General features: G+C 61.6%; 21 protein-coding genes, 1 tRNA gene and 1 pseudogene. 6 read left to right on the forward strand and 17 right to left on the reverse strand.

Annotated elements, in window-relative coordinates:
* Window positions 1-50: 50 nt before the first annotated feature.
* The 13 genes from tdh to AB4037_RS17775 form a co-directional block, all read right to left on the reverse strand.
* Window positions 51-1,082: an L-threonine 3-dehydrogenase gene (tdh, locus tag AB4037_RS17715; protein ID WP_434957168.1), complete on the reverse strand. Its 1,032-nt coding sequence runs from the start codon at window positions 1,080-1,082 to the stop codon at window positions 51-53.
* A 3-nt stretch (window positions 1,083-1,085) separates the two neighbouring features.
* Window positions 1,086-1,430, reverse strand: coding sequence for a type II toxin-antitoxin system prevent-host-death family antitoxin (locus AB4037_RS17720; RefSeq protein ID WP_441772398.1), 345 nt, complete (start codon window positions 1,428-1,430; stop codon window positions 1,086-1,088).
* 45 nt (window positions 1,431-1,475) lie between these two features.
* The gene (locus AB4037_RS17725) at window positions 1,476-2,672 is read right to left on the reverse strand and encodes a glycine C-acetyltransferase (protein ID WP_441772399.1); all 1,197 of its coding nucleotides are present in this window, start codon (window positions 2,670-2,672) and stop codon (window positions 1,476-1,478) included.
* Window positions 2,673-2,847: 175 nt separating this feature from the next.
* A complete protein-coding gene (gene ppk2 / locus AB4037_RS17730; RefSeq protein WP_441772400.1) occupies window positions 2,848-3,768 on the reverse strand; it encodes a polyphosphate kinase 2 in 921 nt (306 codons plus the stop codon).
* Between the two features lie 141 nt (window positions 3,769-3,909).
* Entirely contained in the window at window positions 3,910-5,508 is a 1,599-nt protein-coding gene (locus AB4037_RS17735; protein WP_441772401.1) for a GMC family oxidoreductase, read from the reverse strand.
* 183 nt (window positions 5,509-5,691) lie between these two features.
* Window positions 5,692-6,543: a metallophosphoesterase gene (locus tag AB4037_RS17740; RefSeq protein WP_441772402.1), complete on the reverse strand. Its 852-nt coding sequence runs from the start codon at window positions 6,541-6,543 to the stop codon at window positions 5,692-5,694.
* 289 nt (window positions 6,544-6,832) lie between these two features.
* Entirely contained in the window at window positions 6,833-7,729 is an 897-nt protein-coding gene (locus tag AB4037_RS17745) for a metallophosphoesterase (RefSeq protein ID WP_441772403.1), read from the reverse strand.
* Window positions 7,730-7,904: 175 nt separating this feature from the next.
* Complete coding sequence (locus tag AB4037_RS17750; RefSeq protein ID WP_434957175.1) at window positions 7,905-9,290, reverse strand: class II 3-deoxy-7-phosphoheptulonate synthase; 1,386 nt, start codon at window positions 9,288-9,290, stop codon at window positions 7,905-7,907.
* 251 nt (window positions 9,291-9,541) lie between these two features.
* A complete protein-coding gene (locus AB4037_RS17755) occupies window positions 9,542-10,741 on the reverse strand; it encodes a tetratricopeptide repeat protein (protein WP_441772404.1) in 1,200 nt (399 codons plus the stop codon).
* 219 nt (window positions 10,742-10,960) lie between these two features.
* Window positions 10,961-12,322, reverse strand: a complete 1,362-nt coding sequence (gene gor / locus AB4037_RS17760) for a glutathione-disulfide reductase (protein WP_441772405.1) — start codon at window positions 12,320-12,322, stop codon at window positions 10,961-10,963.
* A 244-nt stretch (window positions 12,323-12,566) separates the two neighbouring features.
* Window positions 12,567-13,211: a DUF2059 domain-containing protein gene (locus AB4037_RS17765; protein WP_434957178.1), complete on the reverse strand. Its 645-nt coding sequence runs from the start codon at window positions 13,209-13,211 to the stop codon at window positions 12,567-12,569.
* A gap of 17 nt (window positions 13,212-13,228) precedes the next feature.
* Window positions 13,229-13,927, reverse strand: a complete 699-nt coding sequence (gene rpiA, locus AB4037_RS17770; protein ID WP_441772406.1) for a ribose-5-phosphate isomerase RpiA — start codon at window positions 13,925-13,927, stop codon at window positions 13,229-13,231.
* 157 nt (window positions 13,928-14,084) lie between these two features.
* Window positions 14,085-14,438 carry a hypothetical protein gene (locus AB4037_RS17775; protein WP_434957180.1) on the reverse strand — a complete coding sequence of 118 codons (354 nt, stop codon included), beginning with the start codon at window positions 14,436-14,438 and terminating at the stop codon, window positions 14,085-14,087.
* Window positions 14,439-14,635: 197 nt separating this feature from the next.
* Here AB4037_RS17775 and AB4037_RS17780 point away from each other — a divergent pair, with 197 nt between their 5' ends.
* The 3 genes from AB4037_RS17780 (at window position 14,636) to AB4037_RS17790 (ending at window position 17,006) form a co-directional block, all read left to right on the forward strand.
* Entirely contained in the window at window positions 14,636-15,334 is a 699-nt protein-coding gene (locus AB4037_RS17780) for an HAD family hydrolase (protein ID WP_441772407.1), read from the forward strand.
* A gap of 13 nt (window positions 15,335-15,347) precedes the next feature.
* A tRNA-Val gene (locus tag AB4037_RS17785) sits at window positions 15,348-15,422 on the forward strand.
* A 231-nt stretch (window positions 15,423-15,653) separates the two neighbouring features.
* On the forward strand, window positions 15,654-17,006 hold the full coding sequence (locus tag AB4037_RS17790; protein ID WP_441772408.1) for a hypothetical protein: 1,353 nt from the start codon (window positions 15,654-15,656) through the stop codon (window positions 17,004-17,006).
* A 211-nt stretch (window positions 17,007-17,217) separates the two neighbouring features.
* On the opposite strand, the gene AB4037_RS17795 is transcribed toward AB4037_RS17790, so the two are convergent.
* From AB4037_RS17795 to AB4037_RS17805, 3 genes are all read right to left on the reverse strand, one after another.
* Entirely contained in the window at window positions 17,218-17,475 is a 258-nt protein-coding gene (locus tag AB4037_RS17795; RefSeq protein ID WP_441772409.1) for a hypothetical protein, read from the reverse strand.
* Between the two features lie 15 nt (window positions 17,476-17,490).
* Window positions 17,491-17,676: a hypothetical protein gene (locus tag AB4037_RS17800; RefSeq protein ID WP_441772410.1), complete on the reverse strand. Its 186-nt coding sequence runs from the start codon at window positions 17,674-17,676 to the stop codon at window positions 17,491-17,493.
* A gap of 167 nt (window positions 17,677-17,843) precedes the next feature.
* Window positions 17,844-18,065 (reverse strand): hypothetical protein, encoded by a 222-nt coding sequence (locus AB4037_RS17805; RefSeq protein WP_441772411.1) that lies wholly within the window; start codon window positions 18,063-18,065, stop codon window positions 17,844-17,846.
* A gap of 140 nt (window positions 18,066-18,205) precedes the next feature.
* Here AB4037_RS17805 and AB4037_RS17810 point away from each other — a divergent pair, with 140 nt between their 5' ends.
* From AB4037_RS17810 to AB4037_RS17820, 3 genes are all read left to right on the forward strand, one after another.
* Window positions 18,206-18,946, forward strand: a complete 741-nt coding sequence (locus tag AB4037_RS17810) for an SOS response-associated peptidase (protein WP_441772412.1) — start codon at window positions 18,206-18,208, stop codon at window positions 18,944-18,946.
* Window positions 18,947-19,066: 120 nt separating this feature from the next.
* Window positions 19,067-19,786 carry a hypothetical protein gene (locus tag AB4037_RS17815; RefSeq protein WP_441772413.1) on the forward strand — a complete coding sequence of 240 codons (720 nt, stop codon included), beginning with the start codon at window positions 19,067-19,069 and terminating at the stop codon, window positions 19,784-19,786.
* Window positions 19,783-20,277 (forward strand): type II toxin-antitoxin system VapC family toxin, encoded by a 495-nt coding sequence (locus AB4037_RS17820; RefSeq protein ID WP_441772414.1) that lies wholly within the window; start codon window positions 19,783-19,785, stop codon window positions 20,275-20,277. Before AB4037_RS17815 ends, AB4037_RS17820 begins: the two co-directional genes overlap by 4 nt.
* A 76-nt stretch (window positions 20,278-20,353) precedes the next feature.
* Here AB4037_RS17820 and AB4037_RS17825 read toward each other — a convergent pair.
* Window positions 20,354-20,498, reverse strand: a pseudogene (locus AB4037_RS17825) (IS481 family transposase); the annotation flags it as partial.

Consider the following 20,498-nt stretch of genomic DNA (forward strand, 5'->3'; position numbering starts at 1 on the left):
GACCTCATGGATCGTTAGCGCTGGCACTCAAGCGGCCGGCTCGGTGCCTATCACGCTCCCCAGTCGAGCACGATCTTCCCGCATTCGCCGCGCGCCATCGTCTCGAAGCCCTCGAGATAATCGGCGACGGCCAGGCGATGGGTGATCACGGGACGGATATTGAGCCCGCTCTGCAACATGGCCAGCATCTTGTGCCAGGTCTCGAACATTTCGCGGCCATAGATGCCCTTAATGGTCAGCATCTTGAAGACGATCTTGTTCCAGTCGACGGCGAAGGGCGTGGCGGGGATGCCCAGCATGGCGATCTTGGAGCCCATCAACATGACATCCAGCATCTGCTGGAAGGCTGCCGGCGCGCCACTCATCTCCAGGCCGACATCGAAGCCTTCCTTCATCCTCAGGCGGGTCATCACGTCGCGCAGATCTTCCTTGGCGACATTAACCGGCACGATGTCGGCCACCTTGGCGGCAAGGTCGAGGCGGATGGGATTGATGTCGGTGATCACCACATGGCGCGCGCCGGCATGGCGGGCCACGGCCCCCGCCATGATGCCGATCGGCCCGGCGCCGGTGATCAGCACGTCCTCGCCGACGAGATCGAAGGAAAGCGCGGTATGCACGGCATTGCCGAGCGGATCGAGAATAGCCCCGAGTTCGTCGTCGACTTCCTCGGGCAGCGGCACGATGTTGAAGGCTGGCACCTTCACATATTCGGCGAAGGCGCCGGGCATGTTGACGCCGATGCCCCGCGTGTCGGGATCGAGATGAAAGCGCCCTGCCCGCGTCGCCCTGCTCTTCATGCCGATGACATGGCCTTCGCCCGACACCCGCTCGCCGACCTTGAGGCTGTGCACGGCCGAGCCGATCTCGACGATCTCGCCGGCATATTCATGGCCGACGATCATCGGCACCGGCACCGTCTTCTGCGCCCAGGCATCCCATTTGTAGATATGGATGTCGGTACCGCAGATGCCGGTCTTCTTCACCTTCACCAGGACATCGTTGGGTCCGAGTTCAGGCGTCGGCTCATTGTCCGAGAACCACAGGCCAGGTTCGGGTTTGGATTTGACGAGGGCTTTCATCTGTCAGGGCTTTCTTGGGAGGCCTTCAGGCTTGCCAGGAGTTGAGAACGGAAAACGCGGCGGGTTAAAATCGAAATCGGCTCCAGGCTCATCTTGTCGAAGCAGGTCCACGATATTCTGATCAGGACTGCCGTCGCGAATGCGTGAGAGATCGAAATCAGGGGTCGACTCGTCATGCAACAGGTCGAACATGGTGGGACGGATCGGATTTCGGCCGCGATGGCGATCGTAGCCGGTCAGTACAAAGGCAGGCCGACCGCGATGAGTGACAATCAAAGGCTCACGCCGCGCGGCTCGTTTGGCCCTCGCAAGATTGCGCTCCAAGGTCCGACTGGAGATGAACTTCATCGATGACCTCAATATTCCAGGTGGCCACAATCTGCTGTTGTATCATCAGATCACGCCCAAAGCCTTGCCGGCATCGGTGAAGGCGTCGATGGCAAAATCGATATCGGCCTCCGTCAGCCCGGCCGACATCTGGGTGCGGATGCGTGCCCTGCCCTTTGGCACCACCGGGAAGAAGAAACCGGCGACATAGACGCCGCGCTCGTCGAGCGCCCGGGCCATGTCCTGGGCGCGGCGGGCATCATGCAGCATCACCGGGATGATCGGCGTCTCGCCCTGCAAGAGCTCGAAGCCGGCCTTCTCCAGCCCGGCGCGAAAACGCCTGGTGTTGGCGAACAGCCTTTCGCGCAGATCATCGCCTGCTTGCGCCAGTTCGATCGCCTTCATCGAACCGGCCGCGACCGGCGGGGCCAGCGAATTGGAGAACAGATAGGGCCGTGCCCGCTGGCGCAAAAGATCGATGATCGGCTGGCTCGCGGCGACATAGCCACCCATGGCCCCACCAAGCGCCTTGCCCAGCGTGCCTGTGAGGATGTCGACCTTGTCCTCCACTCCGGCTCGGGCGGGCGTGCCGCGGCCCTCGGGACCGATGAAGCCGGTGGCATGGCAATCATCCACCATCACATTCGCCCCGTAGCGCCCGGCAAGATCGGTCAGGGTCTTCAGGTCGGCCAGATAGCCGTCCATCGAGAAAACGCCGTCGGTGGCGATGACGATGTGGCGGGCATTGTCCGCCCGAGCCGCCTGCAGCTGCACCTCGAGATCGTTCATGTCGCCATTGGCGAAGCGATAGCGCTTGGCCTTGCACAGGCGCACGCCATCGATGATCGAGGCATGGTTCAGGCTGTCGGAGACGATGGCGTCTTCGGCGCCGAGCAGCGGCTCGAAGACCCCGCCATTGGCATCGAAGCAGGCGGCGAAGAGAATTGCATCATCCTTGTTGAGATAGCGGGCGATGGCGCGCTCCAGCTCGCGATGCAGGGTCTGCGTGCCGCAGATGAAGCGCACCGAGGCCATGCCGAAGCCATGGCCGTCCATTGCCTGCTTGGCGGAGGCGATGATCTCGGGGTTGTCGGCCAGACCCAGATAATTGTTGGCGCATAGATTGAGCATCGGCCGACGCCCGGCTTCATTAGCCACCTCGATGCGGGCGCGCTGCGGGCCGGCGATCTCGCGCTCGCTCTTCCACAAGCCATCCTTGGCAATATCAGCCAGGGTGGATTTGACATGATCGACGAGCGACATCGGACGGCTCCTTGCACCTGTTCGGGTTCACAGGCCTAAGCCAAAACCGGCCGCGCTTCAAATGATGAGATCATGCCAAAAGCGGATGGCGCCCCGCTTCGGCTGGCTGCGAAGCGAGGCGCCATGATGGCAGGCGATGTCCTGCAATTATCGCCGGAATTCAGGGCAAGACGCTTCAGAAGGCTTTCGGCACATACATTTCCAACGGCACGGGATGGCGCACATAGTCTTCATGCCGCTCGCGTTCCGGCAAATTCACAGGCGGACGCTCCACCTCGCCATAGGGAATCTGGGTCAGCAGATGACTGATGCAGTTCAGGCGAGCGCGCTTCTTGTCAACAGCCTCGACCACCCACCAAGGTGCCTCCGGAATATGGGTGCGCTCCAACATCACTTCCTTGGCCCGGGTATAGTCTTCCCAACGCCGGCGGGATTCGACATCCATCGGGCTCAGCTTCCACTGCTTGAGCGGATCCTGGATGCGCATATTGAAGCGGAACTCCTGCTCCTCGTCGGTGATCGAGAACCAGTATTTCAACACGAGGATGCCCGAGCGCACCAGCATGCGCTCGAATTCGGGCACCGAGCGGAAGAATTCCTCATATTCGGCATCGGTGCAAAAGCCCATGACATGCTCGACGCCGGCCCGGTTGTACCAGCTGCGGTCGAACAGCACCATTTCGCCGCCGGCGGGCAGATGGGCGGCATAACGCTGGAAATACCATTGCGTACGCTCGCGCTCGTTTGGCGCTGGCAAGGCCGCGACACGGCAGATGCGTGGATTGAGGCGTTGGGTGATGCGCTTGATCACGCCGCCCTTGCCGGCTGAATCGCGCCCTTCGAAGATCACCACCACACGCAATTTGTGGTGCTGAATCCAGTCCTGCAGCCGCACCAGTTCGTGCTGCATGCGAAAAAGCTCGCGGAAATAAAGCCTGCGATCGAGCGTATCGCTGCCCTCTGCGTCGGGCACGCCTGTCAGGATACGATCCAGGCGCGCCTCCTCCAGCTCCAGTTCCAGTTCCTCGTCATAGCCGTCGGCGATCTCCTGCTGGATACGTTCGAGGTTGGCTCTGCTATCCGCTGGCGTGATCATGCGAATACTCCTTGCGCGAGGGGGCTGGTCCATGGTGCTGGATCGTCGTCCGGACGCATAAGCCCAGACTATGATGAAGCCCGTAGTGCAGGAATATTTCAGTTATGTGACATGGGCGATAGGCGCTTCTCGCGGAATGCCTCAGCCTGCCTTCAGCCACTCCACCGCACGATGGGCGATGGCCATCACCGGGGCATTGGTATTGCCGCTGACGATCTCTGGCATGACCGAGCAATCGAACACGCGCAGGCCTTCGATGCCACGCACGCGCAACTGGGAATCGAGGACCGCCATCGGATCATCGTCCCGGCCCATGCGCGCTGTACCGACCGGATGATAATTGGTCTTGACCATGCGCTTGCAATGGGCGTGCAGATCGGCGTCGGAGACCTTATCGGCTCCAGGCAGCATTTCGTGGGAGATCTTCTCCTTGATCGGCGAGGCCGTGAGGAAGGTGCGGGCAAAACGCAGGCCCGCTATCATCAGGCGGATATCCTCCGAATGTTTCAGGAAGCCCCCGTCGACGACCGGTGGCTCGAGCGGATCCGCCGAGCGCAGCTTCACCGTTCCCCGCGATTTCGGCCTGAGCAGGCAGGTGGTGAAGGTGACGCCGTCACAGGCGGCGACATCGGTGACGTCGCGGTCGAGATAGACGGTCGGCACACAATAGATCTTCAGGGAGGCGTCAGCCTCGGCATCGTCAGGATTGGTGAAGACGCAGGCCTCCACCCCCGTGGTCGTCACCGGCCCCTGCTTGCGTAAGAGATAGTCCAGGCCATTGCGGATCATGTTCCAGCCCTTGTCCTGACCGAAATAGCCATAGCGGCCGTTGGAGGCGGCGATCACCGGCACCTCGCAGTGATCCTGCAGATTCTCGCCCACGCCCGGCAGGTCCGCCTTCGGCTTGATGCCATGGCGCAGGAGCTGATCGGCCGGGCCGATGCCCGACAGCATCAGGAGCTGGGGGGTGACGTAGGTCCCGGCGGCGAGAATTACCGTGGCGGCGGACGCCCTGCGGGTTTGCCCCCCCTCGACATAGTCCACGCCGGTGCAGCGGTTACCCTCGATAACGAGGCGCGTCACGATCGCCTCCGTGGCGATGGTGAGGCGTTCATCGTCGCGCACCAGCGGCAGAAAGGCGTCCACTGCCGAGCAGCGGCGCTTGCGCACCGGATCCATGGTGCCCTGCATGAGGCCCACCCCGCGCTGGCGCCCGGAATTGAAGTCGGGATTGAGCGGTTCGCCCAATGACGGCAGCGCTTCGAGGAACGCCCTCGTCATCTCGCAGGTATAGAGCGGCCTGGTGACCTTGAGCGGACCGGTGGTGCCGTGCACCGGCGTGGCGAGGTCGGCGTTGCCCTCCATCGCGATGAAATGCGGGAGGATATCGGCATAGCGCCAGCCCTCCGCCCCATAGTTCTCCGCCCAATTGTCGTAATCACCAGGCTGGCCGCGCATATAGACCATGGCGTTGACAGAGGAACCGCCGCCGAGCACCCGCCCCTGCGGCACAATGGTGGCGCGCCCATCGAGCTGGGGCTGGCGCTCCATCCTGTGCATGGTGAGATAGGTGTCCTTGGCAAGATATTTCATATAGCCGGCGGGCATATGCATGATCGGGTTCATGCTCGCGGGGCCGGCTTCCAACATCAAGACGCGCTGGCCGAGATCGCGCACGAGCCGCATGGCGGTGACGCAGCCCGACGAGCCGCCGCCGACGATGATGGTGTCGTAAGTCATTGCAAATCCGAACCCGTGCCAATTGTCTGACGAGTTCGTTGTGTTTCACAACTTTGCGGGGAGCGCAAACAGATTAGACTGCCGGCGCCGCCCCTGCCCCTAGAGCAAAGCGCGTTCGCGCACGAACGCCTGTTTGCTCTAGCTCTTTGTTTCGACGCGTCTTTGCGATTCTTGCCGATAACGTCAAATCGCAAAAGGCTTTAGCGTGATCAGCACGATCTCGGGCGGCACGCCGAAGCGTACCGGCAGGCCGGTCATGCCGAGCCCCCCCGAGACGATGAGGTGGCGATCCTCCTCGATGACATGGCCATAGGCAAATCGCTTGCCGAAGCGCGAGGGAACATGAAGCACCCCGACACCGGGCAGGACCACCTGTCCGCCATGGGTATGGCCGCAGACCGTCAGCGCGATACGATCGGGTACATCGACGAAGATATCCGGTTCATGCGCCAGCAGGATCGCCGGTGCGTCGTCGCCGATTTTGGCGAGAGTGCCCGGCAGATCATCCAGGCCGTAATTGCCGTCACCCAGGCCGAGCAGCCAGAACGGCCGCCCATCCTTGGTGAGGCGCAACGCCGCATTCTCCATCACCTGGATGCCATGGGCCTTGAAGGCACGGCGGACATTGTCGCCGTCATGCCAGCCGATATCGTGATTGCCGAGCACGGCATGCACGCCGAGCGGCGCGCGAAGGACGGAAAGCGCCCTGGCGCACTCCGACATCGGCACGAAGGAACCGACACCGAAGCGCCCCATGCCGGCCTCATAGTCGCCTGCCAGCAGCACAATGTCGGGCTTCAGGGCGTTGGTCGTCAACGCTATCTGCTCGATATGGGCGGGCGTCATCCAGGGATTGATGGCGTGGATGTCGGCGAGCACGGCAATGCGCAGCGTCGGGCCGCCCCTCCATTGGCGCGGCGCGGGCTGGTACTGCGTCGCCAATAGTCGCCGCGGCTCGACGCCGAAGGCATAGCCGCCGAACAAAAGAGGCGTAGCGAGGCCGGCCTTGAGGAGGAAATTGCGTCTGGTGAGCATGCGGAACCGTGGCGTATTTCAACGAGCGGGCACATACTGACGCCTCTTTGTGGCGCTGCAGCAGCAGCGATATGCAGAAGCGATGGAAAGAAGGCGCATTCGTCGTGGGTGTGACGAGCGAAGTACGGGCCTATGACTACAGTCATAAACTCGTTACTCGGCTGTCGTTGCGAGCGTAGCGAAGCAATCCAGAAGCCGCGATTGCCATGTTTCTCGACCCCTGGATTGCTTCGCTTCGCTCGCAATGACGTAGGAAGATCGCCTGGAAATCAAGATTCCGACCGTAGTGCTATGCTGCTGGTGAACCTCCTGCCCCCAGCGTGATCATCACGATCTCCGGCGGCACGCCGAAGCGTACCGGCAGGCCGGTCATGCCCAAGCCACCGGAGACGACGAGATGACGATCGTCCTCGACGATATGGCCGTAGACAAAGCGCCTGCCATAGCGTGACGGCACGCTTCGCGGGCCATAGAAGGGGATGCGAACCTGCCCGCCATGGGTGTGCCCGCAGATGGTGAGGGCAACACGGCGTCCGCGGTCGAGCATCGGCAGTTCGGCAAAGATGTCCGGCTCATGGGCCAGCAGGATCGCCGGCGAGCCATCGCTTATTTGGGCCAGGGTGCCCGGCAGATCGTCGAGCCTCCTGAGATGGATTCCGCCCCATTGGTCGCCCAGGCCGAGCAGCCAGAAGCCCACGCCACCCTTTTCCAACCTGACCGCCTCATTCTCCAGCACGGGAATGTCGAAAGCGGCGAAAGCGCGCCGAACGTTGTCGCCGCCCCTGCCCCTCCGCCCCAGATCATGATTGCCGAGCACGGCATGCACGCCCAAAGGCGCTCGAAGCAGCGAGAGCGCCTTGGCGCAGTCCTCCATAGAGACATAGGAGCCGATGCCAAAGAGCGGCATGCTGGCCTCGTAGTCACCGGCCAGCAGCACGATGTCCGGATCGAGTGCGTTGGTCGCCCGCGCAATGCGCTCGATATGAGAGGAACTCATCCACGGATTGATGGCATGGATATCCGCCAGCACGGCGATCCTGAGCATCGATCCGGCAGGCCAGCCCTCCGGCACGACCCGATAGCGGGTAACCACTAGGCGTTGAGGCTCGACGCCAAAAGCGTAGCCGCCGAAGAGGAACGGCGTTGCGAGACCTGCCTTGAGCAGGAAATGGCGTCGGGAGAGCATGGCGATCCATGGTTGCCTTCGGGAACGGCAACCATGGCCCACGCCTATGATGCATCGATCGCATCGACATGCAGCGTCGAAGGAAAATCCGCGGAATCACCGCTCGTTGAAGATGCCGCTTTTCTGGGATCCCAGGCAAACATGTCTGCCTGGGAAGAGGCCCGGCGTCCTCGCCTTACTCGGCCGCGATGATGCTCGGCTTCACCTGGCCTGAGCGTTCCTTCTTGACGAGATCCGCCACCATGAAGGCAACCTCGATGGCCTGTTCGGCATTGAGGCGCGGATCGCAATGGGTGTGGTAGCGGTCGGCGAGATCGGCCTCGCTCACGGCGCGGGCGCCGCCGGTGCATTCGGTGACGTTCTTGCCGGTCATCTCAAGATGCAGGCCGCCGGCATAGGTGCCCTCGGCCTGGTGCACGGCAAAGAAGCTCTTGATCTCGCCGGTGATCTGGTCGAACGGCCGGGTCTTGTAGCCGTTCATCGCCTTCACCGTGTTGCCATGCATGGGGTCGCAGGACCACACCACCGAACGGCCCTCGCGCTTCACGGCGCGGATGAGCTCCGGCAGATGCTGCTCGACCTTGTCGTGACCGAAGCGCGCGATCAGGGTCAGGCGGCCCGGCTCGTTTTCGGGGTTGAGGATGTCGATCAGCTTGATCAGTTCGTCGGGCTTGAGCGAAGGGCCGCATTTCAGGCCGATCGGATTCTTGACTCCACGGAAGAACTCGATGTGCGCGTGGTCGAGCTGGCGCGTGCGATCGCCGATCCAGACGAAGTGGCCCGAAGTCGCGTAGGGATCACCCGAGGTGGAATCGATGCGCGTCATCGCCTGCTCATAGCCGAGTAGCAAGGCCTCGTGGCTGGTATAGAAATCGGTGATGCGCATCTCCGGATGAAGCTCCGGATCGATGCCGCAGGCGCGCATGAAGTCGAGCGTCTCGGTGATGCGCTCGGCCAGCGCCTGATATTTCGAACTCTGCGGCGAGTCCTTGACGAAGCCGAGCATCCATTGATGCACATGGGCGAGATTGGCATAGCCGCCGGTGGCGAAGGCACGCAGCAGGTTCAGCGTCGCCGCCGACTGGCGATAGGCTTCGAGCTGGCGGCGCGGATCTGGAATGCGGGCCTCGGCCGTGAATTCGGTGCCGTTGACGATGTCGCCGCGATAAACGGGCAGCTCGATCTCGCCGACCTTTTCGGTGGGCGCCGAGCGCGGCTTAGCGAACTGGCCGGCGATGCGGCCGACCTTCACCACTGGCGAGGAGCCGGCAAAGGTGAGCACCACCGCCATCTGCAGGAAGACGCGGAAGAAGTCGCGGATGTTGTCGGCGCCGTGCTCGGCGAAGCTCTCGGCACAGTCGCCCCCCTGGAGCAGGAAGGCCTCGCCGGCCGCAACCTTGGCGAGCTGGCGCTTGAGCTTGCGGGCCTCGCCGGCAAAGACGAGCGGCGGGAAGGTGGCGAGCGTGGCCTCGACGTCGTTGAGAGCCTTTTCGTCGGGATAGGCAGGCGACTGCTGAATCGGCCTGGAACGCCAGCTCTGCGGTGTCCAACGCTCGGACATGAGTATACTTCCTGTTCTCAGGGCGAACCGGCTATAGCCGCCCTGCACGACTACGATACTTTCACGAGGCCGGCGTTTTCCGGCGAAGGCCGGTTCTATACGCGCCCGGCAAATAGAAAACCAGCGTAAAGCCGCGGTTTTCAGTTCCATTTACGAAATCTTCGAGCAAATTTCGGCAGTTTCCGACAAATCGCAGGGCGTGTCCGATACCAAGCCGCGTCGAGATCGGCTTTTCTCGGGAAGCCCTACCCTCAACTCTCCCGCCCCGCCAGGATCTTGAGTGCTTTCAAGGTCTCCCGATTGAGCGTGCCCCTGGTCGTGCCGCTGTAGAGGCCGCGATCGACCAGGATCGACTGTACCTCCATGCGGGTATCCAGATTCCAGGCGCCCCAATGATCGGTGAGCTGGTTGAAGCTGTATTCGTTGCCGGCAGCGAGCGCCCGCATCAGCCACAACGCCGCCGCCTTGCCGTCGGCCGGAATGCCCGTGCCATTGGCATAGGCAAAGGCAAGGCCCGCCATGCCGTCTGTATTGCCGCGATCGGCGGCGAGCCGGTAATAGGTCACCGACTTGGCGTCATCCTTGGGTACCCCGTCGCCGCTAAGATAGGCATAGGCGATTTTCACCAGAGCATCGTCGTCACCCTGGTCGGCGGCTGCCTGGAACAGCGCCACCGCCTTGGCGCCGTCCTTCGGCACGCCCTGCCCGCTCTGATAAGCCAAAGCGAGATTGCGTGCGCCAGCCGGGTCGCCCTTGTCGGCCGCCGCCTGGAACTGCCGGGCCGCCTCGGCGAAATCCTGCGTGACGCCCTCGCCGTCCCGATAGAGAAAGCCCAGATTGACATTGGCGGTGGCCAGCCCCGCCTCCGCCGCTTTCTTGTAAAGTGCCAGGGCTTCAACCGGATCCACCTTCACGCCGCGCCCGACCTGATATTGATAGGCCAGGGAGTTGAGGCAATCGGCATCGCCCTTGTCGGCGCACAGCTTGAACAGGCGGTTTGCCTCGGCGTCATTGCTCGGAGTGCCGACGCCATCGCGCTCGCGCACGCCCGCCGAGAAGGCGGCGATCAGGCTGCCGAGATCGGCCGCCTTGCGATAGGCATCGAGAGCAGCCTGGTCGTTGCCGAGCTTTTCCTGGGCCCGGCCGAGCTGGAACTGAAAGCGCGCAACAGCAGGATAGCGGCTGACGGCCTCCTGGCAACGTGCCAGGGCCAATGTGCCGTCGAGCGTCTCCATGGAGACGCCATCTACCAGTTTCTGGCTGTCTTCGGGACTGGTGGCCAGGCGATCGCAATCGGTGATGGCCTCTTCCACCTGGGGTTGGGCGGGCACAACGCGCAAGGGGGAAACATGCCGCCCATGGGGCGGGGTGAGATTGAGTGCCGAAGCCGTGTTCGCCAGCAGAATCATGCTGGCCGTCACCACGCCGAACATTGCCAAAGGAGCCCGCATCATGCCCTCCCCGAACCGCCTGCCCTACCGCCCGTATGCGACTGGCCTTGGGTCAGGTCCCGCCACAGAGCAGGGCCGGCAACCTGCAACCGGGCAAAGCGTTCTCGCGATTTACGCGATTTAACGGAGTTGCCACGAATCGCAAAGACGCGTCGAAACAAAGAGCCAGAGCAAAAGTGCGTTTTCGTCAAAATGCGCTTTGCTCTGGTAAAGACCAGCTTAGCGGACGGGGGTGCGCAGCGTCACCAATTCCTCGGCCGCGCTCGGATGCAGCGGCATGGTGGCATCGAAATCAGCCTTTGTCGCGCCCATCTTGACACTGATCGCCAGCAGTTGGGCCATTTCGGCAGCCCCCTCGCCCACGATATGTACGCCGAGAATTTTGTCGGTCACCTTGTCGACCACCAGTTTCATGAAGACGCGATCGCCGCTGCCCGACAGGGTGGCCTTCATGGAGCGGAACGAGGTCTGGAAGATGGTGACACCGCCTCCGCATTTGGCACGCGCCTCATCCTCGCTCAACCCGACAGTACCGATTTCCGGGGTCGAGAACACGGCCGTCGGCACAAGGCGATGGTCGGCGAGCCAGGGCTTATGGCCGAAGACGCTATCGGCAAAGGCATGGCCTTCGCGAATGGCGACGGGGGTAAGATTGATGCGGTTGGTGACGTCACCCACCGCCCAGATTCCCGGCGCTGTGGTGCGCGACTGGTCGTCGACCGCGATGGCGCCGGCGGTATTGACCTCGACCCCCACCGTTTCGAGACCGAGCCCCGCGGTATTGGGCCTGCGCCCGGTCGCCACCATGATCTCGCCGACATGACGCGTCTGGCCGTTGGTGAGAACAACCCGCCGCCCGCCAGCCTTGTCCGCCTCGATACGTTTGAGATCGGTGCGGATCAGGACCTCGATGCCGGCTGCGCCCATCGCCTCCGTCAGTACCCGGCGGACGTCGTCGTCAAAGCCACGCAGGATCGCCTCGCCGCGATAGACCAGGGTCACCTTCACGCCGAGACGCTGCAGCAGGCAGGCGAACTCGACCGCGATGTAGCCGCCACCGACGATGATCATCGTCTCAGGCAGGGCCGGCAGGTCGAAGACTTCGTTGGAGGTGATGGCAAGATTCGCGCCCGGCACGTTCGGCTTGACCGGTGCTCCGCCAGTCGCGATCAGGACCCGGCCGGCGGTGAAGCTGCGTCCGCCATCGAGCTGGATGGTATGCGGCCCGGTGATCTTGGCGCGGCTCGGGAAGGTCGCGACCGAGGATTTTTCCAGATTGGCCGAATAAGCGCGCTCCAGCCGGGTGATCTCGGCTTCCTTGGCGGCGACGAGCTTGGGCCAGGAAAATTCGGCCTGGGGTACCGTCCAGCCAAAGCCGGCCGCCTCGCGGAACTCGTCGGCGAAGCGGCTCGCCAGCACATAGAGCTTCTTGGGTACGCAGCCGCGGATCACGCAAGTGCCGCCGACCCTGAACTCTTCGGCGACAGCGACCCTGGCACCGTGGGAGGCCGCGATACGGGCCGCACGCACGCCGCCGGATCCGGCGCCGATCACGAACAGATCAAAGTCGAATTGCGACATGGTACCCGCCTGATTTCCGGAGCAAAGCGCGTTCACGCCGAACACCGCCTGCTCGAACTCGTCGTTTCCAGCCAAACCAGCGGATTGGCCACAGCGTCTTTGCGATTCTTGCCGATTCCGGCAAATCGCCCCCTTCGTGCCCAGCCGGCTGGTAAAGGCCTACGGAGCGTTCGAAGGAGGCCTGAACGTAAGAAGCGGGACTGATGTGATCAATCCCGCTTCCCGACAATGCTGATATTCGGATTTATTGGGCCGGTGCAGCGGGCTTATCGGCTGCGGCCGGCGCATCACCGGGCGCGTCGGTCGGCGACGGGCCGAGCTTGCCGCCCTTCTTCTCCACCTCTTCGCGCACCCGCTTCATCACCCCGTCCTGCAGATCGCGCGTCCAGCCCTGCACCACCGGCATCGAGTCGCGCAGGATGACCTGCTGCTGGGTAGCGAGCTTCTTGCCGACCGGGCTCTCATAGAAAGTGATCAGCTGCTTGAGCTCGTCCTCGCTGAAACGCGTGGTGTAGAACTTGGCGAGGCTGTTATCGAGCTCGCCCCGCCTCTTCATGAATTCGGGTACCAGCGAGATCGCGGCCTCGTTGATGATCTGGCTGAGCTCGGGACGCTGGCCGGCATAGATGGCGGTCGCCTGCTGCAAATATTGCGGAATGATGTCGTCGAAACCGACGGTGAGGCCGGAAGCCTTCAGAAACTGCACGGCCGTCGCCAATTGCTCGGGCGTGGGCTGGGCGGTATTGCCCGTGGGCACCTCGGCCGTAGGCGCCGGCGTGGCATTTTGCGCCGAAGCCGGCAGCACAGCAGCGCTTGCAAGCAGTCCGGCGACCATGGCGGCGGCCAAGACGCGGACCTGCCCACAAACATGGCGTTGACGAAGCATCATGGAACTCCCATCACAAATCAGGCTGGCCCGATGAAGCGGACTCCCGAAGAGCCGGCGACGTAAGCGCCCTTGGCATATCCGAGAAACAGTCCGTGTTCGACGACACCGGGAATGGTGGACAGGCCCGCCGCCAAGGCAACGGGATCGGGGATCTGTTGAAAGTGGCAATCAAGAATGTGGTGCCCGCCATCCGTGACGAAAACAAGGCCATCGGACTGCTGACGCAGGCGCAATTCACCGGAAAGTTCAAGTTTTGCGGCAATATGCTCGACTGCCGCCCGGGTTGCGCCGAAACCGAAGGGAATGACCTCGACCGGCAGCGGAAAGCGCCCGAGCATCGGGACGACCTTGGATTCGTCGGCGATCACCAGCATCGAAGCCGCCGCCGCGGCGACGATCTTCTCGCGCAGCAACGCGCCGCCACCGCCCTTGATCAGCCCGAGAGCCGGACCGATCTCGTCAGCCCCATCGACGGCCAGATCGAGTTCGGGCGTCTCGTCGAGCGTGGTCAGGGGAATGCCGAGGCTCTTGGCCTGATCGTGGGTGAATTCGGATGCCGGCACACAAATGACATCAAGCCCGTCGCGTACCTTCTCGCCCAGCAGGTCGACGAAATGCTTGGCCGTCGAGCCATGGCCCAGGCCCAGCCGCATGCCACTTTCGACATGGGCGAGCGCGGCTCGGGCTGCTTCGCGCTTCATGTCGTCAGGGTTCATGGCAACCTTGTGCTGTTCGGGTTATCGGGTGGGGGTTATAACGGCTTTGCTGCCGATTGCATCAGTTAAGTTTGAGAAGCAAGGGGCTAGACACAAGGAAAATCGGCCCCACCCCTTCTACCAAGTGAGCCGGCCATGCGCCGATTGCAGCCTTTGCCTATTTACCCGGCGGCGTGCAGATGACCTGATCCTTCCAGACATAGCACACGCTCATCGTACCGGTGCGCTGTTCCACCCGGAACACCGAACTCTCGCGCTCATGGCTGGAGGCGATCAGCGTGTAGTCGCCGGGCTCCTGCTTGCCGGCCCCTTCACCGGCCGGAAAACAAAGGGTGACGCCGGTGTTGTCCTCCTTGACGCCATATTGGCAGGCTCCCACCTCGCCGGTCAGCCGGTCGACCCGGTAGATCCGGTTGAGGTCCTTTTGCGGCGCCGCGACGAAGACATAGTCGGCGGCAAGCGCGGGACCGGCGGTGAGAAGAAGGGCAGCAAGGCCTAGCGAACTCTTCATGATGACTGGCTCATCGTTTCCTCGGCGGAGCACATCGTCCCGAATGCCTGGGGCGTCGTGTCACACGCCCTAGTCAGGCGTGATCGAAGCCGGTTACATTCATATCGACGATAGGGTCCTATCTCGAATCGTGAATTTTCGAATCTCCGCTTGCCACCCAGACATGGCATTTTCCAGACCAAGCCGGAAAGAACAGCATGATGCAGCCGCGGACAGCGATCTTCGATCTCGACGGAACATTGGTGGACAGTGCCCGCGATCTGATGGGAACGCTGAACTTCATCCTGGCCCGCGAAGGGCTGCCCGCCCTGCCGGTCGAAAAAGCGCATAGCCTCTTGGGCGCCGGTGCCCGTGCCCTGCTGGAACGCGGTTTTGCCGAATGCGGCCAGACCATCGAACCCGCCCGCATGGATGTGCTCTATGGCGACTTCCTCGACTATTACGGCGAGCATCTGGCCGATGAGACGGTGGCCTTCGACGGTGTCGAAGAAACCTTGCAAACGCTCAAGGCACGAGGCTGGGTGCTCGGCGTGTGCACCAACAAGGTCACCGAACATTCGGTGCGCCTGATCGAAGCCTTGAAGCTGGCCCCCTATTTCAGCGCGATTTGCGGGCGCGACGCCTTTGCCTGGTTCAAGCCCGATCCGCGCCATCTCACTCTCTCGATCGAAGCTGCCGGCGGTGATCCCGCCCACGCCATCATGGTGGGCGACAGCAAGACCGACATCGATACGGCGCTGCGTGCCGGCCTGCCCTCGGTCTGCGTGGATTTCGGCTATACCGACATTCCTGCCACCCAATTGGGGGCAACACGCGTCATTTCTCACTTCGATGAACTGATTTCTGCGATCGATGCGATTACCGGCTTGACAGCGCAGCCGGCTTTATCCAAATAGGCCTTCCCTTCGGGGGCGCGTAGCTCAGCGGGAGAGCACTCCCTTCACACGGGAGGGGTCACAGGTTCAATCCCTGTCGCGCCCACCATTTTCTTCTTAAAATTCAATACGTTACAGGGCATCCCATAGGGAATGCCCTGCGGGCTCGCCTATGGGCAGCACCGGGGAAGCACGATTTCGCTCTCAAATCTGCAATCCAAGGCAGATCACAAATCCGTGAAGAGATTAAGGTTGCTGCTGCGCCGAGATATTTTTCGTCACGGGGGTAGCCTTCTCCGTCACACTGATTCTCGCACCCTCAGAGCCTTGGTTAACACTCGTGCCGATCGAACACCCCTCGCCGACTATCTCCACCATCAAGTCGCTTTATGCTCATGCATTTTGCTGCGCCTTCAAAGGCTGCAACCGCCCGCTCTATCGTGTGGATGAAAACACGGGCGCAAGAGTTCTAAATTCCAGGATATGTCATATTAATGCTCGTAGCGAGCATGGCCCCCGCTGGGATGCGGCTCAATCAGCGAAGGCCAACAGAGCGCCAGAGAACCTGCTGCTCATGTGTCCGGAACACGCAAGCGCCATTGACGAAAAGGACAGTCTCGCCGCCTATCCGGCCGAATTGTTGCGCGAGTGGAAGACCGAACAACTGGCGGCTTATGACAGGATACGACAAGGTTGGGCAGTCACCGACGATATGGCCAAGGAAACGCTGCAAGCCTCGACGGTGGATCAGAGCATAAATCTCAAAAATTCCACCATCGTCCTTCGAAGTGAAGGAGGTCGCGCGCCCGGCGCGGGAGGAGCGGGCGGGCCGGCATTCGGGCCTAACTCGCGTGGTGGCAATGGCGGGGCCGGCGGCAATCTCCAATCTGACGCGGCTAAGGCCATGCCGGAAGGTGTCGTCATTCCGCTGGCGGGCATGCCGGATTTCGAGGTTTCGGAGAAGTTGGAAAGCCCTCCTGGTGCGGGCGGTGCCGGTGGGGCGGCATTTGGAGAAAATAGCCAAGGTGGCGATGGTGGCAACGGGGGAAACTATTACGGCGCGCAGTTGGATATGGCCAAACTTCGGGCTCTAGGCTTTCACCATTTCCAAGTGGTTATAGGAAAAGGCGGAGAGCCGGGAATGCTGCCGGGGCAACACCCATCAGCCGGTGACAGCACCAAGCTAATTGCAATTGCAGAAGACGGCACAACGATTGGCGAAATATCCATCGATGGCGGAGCTGCGGCCGAGCCCCCGGGGCTACCTGATGGCGTACGCGAGATAACCTCCGGCGATATCGAAGGCGAATTCAGAATTACCACTATCATGCCGGGAGACATCATCACGGAATACGGCGGGCGCCTCTGCATTTTAGGAGGAAGCGCACGCAGTATCTTGATGCCCGAGCTACCAATCGAGGCCGTTTTGACCATCCTATACATTGCTAGATGGAAAAAACTCGAAGACCAGCAGTCAGTCGGATTTTTCGTCTCGTTGGATCGGCCCGACGGTACTGAGGTAGCAAGGCATTCGGTAATGGTTCCTGCTGAGGCCGTTAGCGATGGCTACAGGCAATGGATCATTCAATTGGGGGCAGCATTCGATACCGAGGGAGCCTGGATCCTTCGCGCTTATTCAGGTGACTTTTTACTGGCAAAATACGAAATCGAAATAGTCTTGGCCAAGGGCTAGAATTGCCCCGGACTGGCATTCGGCCCGCACCACCACAGCCGACGCTCCTCCCGCGCTGCAGCCCCGGCCTTCCAAGGCCGGGCTAGATCTTCACGGACAAGCTGCATGCCGGCATTGAGCCCAGAGGGGCTGCCGACACGGAGCGCCCCAAGGGTGCGCCCGTAGAGGTCGCTGTGACCATCCCGCTCCACATAGACCACCTTACCCCTGATCAGCTGTACCAGCCTGGCCTTGGCCTTAAGGCCCTGCTGCAGGCCCTCTGCGCAATCGGGGTGGAGACCTCAGGCGCATCGATGTCTCGCAGCCTCACCCGCTCCGCGCATCCCCGGCCCGGCTTCTTGCAGGGCAGCGCGACAGTATCCCCGTCGAGAACAACGATACGGCTGCCGTCGACTGGCTCATAGGTCGCGGCGCGGGCTGGCGAGGCGAGGAAAATGGCGAACAAGGCGATACGCAGAACTGTTTTCATTCTTCCCTCATACCATCAGCCATTGGCCGATTTCGATATCGGCACCCACCGGCCGCGCACCTTGTGCAGGCCTTTCCGCGCCATGCAGGCGGCCCGCTCCTCGTCGTTCCAGGCCTTTCGGTTGAACCATTCCCCACCGAAGCGCGCCTTGAAGCGTTCCGCATGCTCCAGATCGGCAAAGCAGAAGACCACGTAATGCACGGTATTCCGGCTTACCGAATGCCCCCGGGGGCAAAGGCTCAAGCCTTCGTCGCGACAGAAGCCATGGACGACGTCATAGTTTCTGCCTCCGCAGGTTTCATGAGGGATGCGGATCTGGTGGGGCCAGCCGCGGTCGATCATTGGCGGATAGAGCTCGTTTCGGCGCATCACCAGCGGCCGCGCATGAAGCCTCGGGAGATGCCCTCGGCCAGGCGGCTGGCGGCCTCTGTCTGAGCTGCCAGGTCGGCCTGCAGATGATCCGTCAGGATGATCAGGGCTCGTACGGCCGCCCTGGCGTCGCCGTCACAGGCTGCAATCGCTTTATTGACCCGGGCATCCAGGTCCAGCGGCGGCCCTACCGCCTTGTTGTCGACCGATCGACCTATCATTCTATCCCCTCCAAGGGAGGCGGAAGGCTAGGCCCGCGGTCTGGTCGTGTCCAGCGGTTTGTTCTTTTTTTGTTCTCATTGTATAGGTTGCCGGCGGCGCCGCGCCAGCGATCGAGACGGAGGGCAATATGTGCGGCAGAGTGCATCAGAACGGCCCGGATTTGCCCGGCATCAGCTCGGAAATGGACGCGTCCGAGGAGGAGTTGACCCGGGCCTACAAAGAGAACCGCAATGGCGCGCCGGGCGAATGGTTCTGGATCATCCGCCGGCACCCCGGCCACGGCCGTACCGTGCACACGCCCATGAAATGGGGCTTGCTGCCGGCCTGGCTGAAAGATCCCTCCGGCTGGAAATACCCGTCGAACGCCCGGAAAGAGACCGTCAAGACCAATGGCGCTTTCAAGCTGCCCTATCGGCGCAAGCGCTGCCTCCTGCCGATCCAGCTATTCTATGAGTGGCAGAAGATCCTCGAGGATGGCAAGCCGCTCAAAAAGGTCCAATGGAAACAGCCTTACGCGATTGCCATGAAGGACCGTCAGCCCTTCGCCGTCGCCGGCCTATATGACACGTGGACCGATCCCGCGACCGGGCAGCAAACCAATACCTTCACCGTAGTGACCTGCGAGGCGAACAGCCTCATGGCGACCATCCACGACCGCCTGCCGGTGATCCTCGCGGCTGAGAATTACGAGCGCTGGATAGCCTGCATTGAAGCGGATCCCGATGACCTGATGGTTCCCTACCCATCGGAACTCATGGAAATCTGGCCGATTTCGAGCAAGATCAACAGCTCGGCCTACAAGGCGGCGGACGTCGCCGACCCGGTCGATGTGCCGGTGCCGCGGGCCGGCCTGGCGCCGAACCAGCCCGGCTTATTTTAGCGAGCAGAACAGCGTTTCAAACGCGACTTGGCGGGCAACGCCTGATGGGACATGCAACAAATCGTTAGCCCGATTAGGGCATCGTGATACCCTACCCGCTTCCAGATCGAGGGGCCGACCATGATTGATACAGTCGAATACCCTCTTCGTATTGAGCATCTCAGCCGGGACACCATTCCGATGGTGAGGCTCGCCGAATACCTGTCCGATTTTGCCAAACTGCTCGGATCGCCGGATCAGGTGCATTTTGAGGGCGTCAGATCTGGTAGCGCTGTGCTCGTCGCTCGCGTCGAGGAGCACGCAAAGCCTTTGGTCTCGCCGCGCCTGAGAGCGGTTGCTCGAGGTGAAGGACCGGCGGATGCAATGAGCGCCTGGCGTAGGATCAATGAGCGTCTAACTGACGACAAGACAACAGCATCCCTGACCTTGCCAGGTGGCGAGGTCATCATGTTCCTGGGCGCGCCAAAGCCGGAGCGACCGATGGGGCCGATAAGTCAGCCGACCGCAATCCAGGGGAGGTTAATTCGCCTCGAAGGAACCGGCGATGCTGTTTCTGTAGGCATCGATGATGACGCAGGCATATCAGGCAAGATCCTGATCAGCGCTGAGCGCGCCCAGGCGTTGGGCTCCCATTTCCAGCGATACGTGCGCTTAACCGGCATGGGAAAATGGAAGCGCACCAGCGAAGGACAGTGGTTGCTGGAGCGCCTGGAAGCGACCGCGTTTGAAGTGCTTGACGATACTCCGCTACCCGACTTGCTGCGCCGGGTCCGCGACCTTATCCCGACGGGTGCAGCCGCGAACGCAATCGAAATGATCAAGGACCTCCGTCGCCCATGATTGTTGTCGATGCAAATTTCCTTGTTCTGATGTTCGAGCCGAACGCAATGCCCCAGGTGGATCGCGGGCATGATCGTGTTACCCATTTCATTGATGAGCTCGCACGCTCCAAAGAGGATGTGATGATTCCCGCGCCCGTCCTGTCCGAAGTAGTCGCGGGACGAATTGATCGAGCAGAGGAAATTGTGCAAACGCTTAGCTCACAGCGTGCGTTCATTATTCAAGATTTCACCCCCGTAATTGCTATTGAGACCGGCTATTTAATTCGCGCGGCTGTCGAGAGATCGAAGGCCGCCGATCGGCCGCCTGGCTGGCGCGTTGCGATGAAATACGATGCAATGGTCGCTGCAACTGCAATAGTGTGCCGGGCTAGAGCGATCTGCACGGATGACGGCGGTTTTGACCCCTACGTCATCGGCAAAGGCGTAGACGTTCTCCGAATTACAGAACTGGCATTGCCGCCCTCTAAGCAGGAAGCTCTGCCGTTCTAATCGCGTCAGCAAATAGGGTTTTTTGATATACAGCTAGCCCAACTCAGAAATACGTTTTCGACCTATTTCTTGCCGCCTAGGTGTTTAGTCCCGGCATTTGGTGGATTGGATTGAGGGTGAAGTTTTCCGGTTCGATTGTCCATCGTTTGCAGATGAACTCGTAGGCTGTGAGCCCCTTCAGTGTCTTCAGGCGCCGGCCAAAATTGTAGGCATTGACGAAG

Origin of the sequence: Labrys sp. KB_33_2, from assembly GCF_052114505.1 — a bacterium.
GTDB lineage: Bacteria > Pseudomonadota > Alphaproteobacteria > Rhizobiales > Labraceae > Labrys.

Bases quoted from the DNA above. Each gene is read 5' to 3' on its own strand.
- tdh (WP_434957168.1), bottom strand. From the start codon at position 1,082: ATGAAAGCCCTCGTCAAATCCAAACCCGAACCTGGCCTGTGGTTCTCG.
- rpiA (WP_441772406.1), bottom strand. From the start codon at position 13,927: ATGAACCCTGACGACATGAAGCGCGAAGCAGCCCGAGCCGCGCTCGCC.
- gor (WP_441772405.1), bottom strand. From the start codon at position 12,322: ATGTCGCAATTCGACTTTGATCTGTTCGTGATCGGCGCCGGATCCGGC.
- AB4037_RS17725 (WP_441772399.1), bottom strand. From the start codon at position 2,672: ATGTCGCTCGTCGATCATGTCAAATCCACCCTGGCTGATATTGCCAAG.
- ppk2 (WP_441772400.1), bottom strand. From the start codon at position 3,768: ATGATCACGCCAGCGGATAGCAGAGCCAACCTCGAACGTATCCAGCAG.
- AB4037_RS17815 (WP_441772413.1), top strand. From the start codon at position 19,067: ATGATTGATACAGTCGAATACCCTCTTCGTATTGAGCATCTCAGCCGG.
- AB4037_RS17720 (WP_441772398.1), bottom strand. From the start codon at position 1,430: ATGAAGTTCATCTCCAGTCGGACCTTGGAGCGCAATCTTGCGAGGGCC.
- AB4037_RS17765 (WP_434957178.1), bottom strand. From the start codon at position 13,211: ATGATGCTTCGTCAACGCCATGTTTGTGGGCAGGTCCGCGTCTTGGCC.
- AB4037_RS17780 (WP_441772407.1), top strand. From the start codon at position 14,636: ATGATGCAGCCGCGGACAGCGATCTTCGATCTCGACGGAACATTGGTG.
- AB4037_RS17755 (WP_441772404.1), bottom strand. From the start codon at position 10,741: ATGCGGGCTCCTTTGGCAATGTTCGGCGTGGTGACGGCCAGCATGATT.
- AB4037_RS17775 (WP_434957180.1), bottom strand. From the start codon at position 14,438: ATGAAGAGTTCGCTAGGCCTTGCTGCCCTTCTTCTCACCGCCGGTCCC.
- AB4037_RS17795 (WP_441772409.1), bottom strand. From the start codon at position 17,475: ATGAAAACAGTTCTGCGTATCGCCTTGTTCGCCATTTTCCTCGCCTCG.
- AB4037_RS17735 (WP_441772401.1), bottom strand. From the start codon at position 5,508: ATGACTTACGACACCATCATCGTCGGCGGCGGCTCGTCGGGCTGCGTC.
- AB4037_RS17820 (WP_441772414.1), top strand. From the start codon at position 19,783: ATGATTGTTGTCGATGCAAATTTCCTTGTTCTGATGTTCGAGCCGAAC.
- AB4037_RS17740 (WP_441772402.1), bottom strand. From the start codon at position 6,543: ATGCTCACCAGACGCAATTTCCTCCTCAAGGCCGGCCTCGCTACGCCT.
- AB4037_RS17750 (WP_434957175.1), bottom strand. From the start codon at position 9,290: ATGTCCGAGCGTTGGACACCGCAGAGCTGGCGTTCCAGGCCGATTCAG.
- AB4037_RS17805 (WP_441772411.1), bottom strand. From the start codon at position 18,065: ATGATAGGTCGATCGGTCGACAACAAGGCGGTAGGGCCGCCGCTGGAC.
- AB4037_RS17745 (WP_441772403.1), bottom strand. From the start codon at position 7,729: ATGCTCTCCCGACGCCATTTCCTGCTCAAGGCAGGTCTCGCAACGCCG.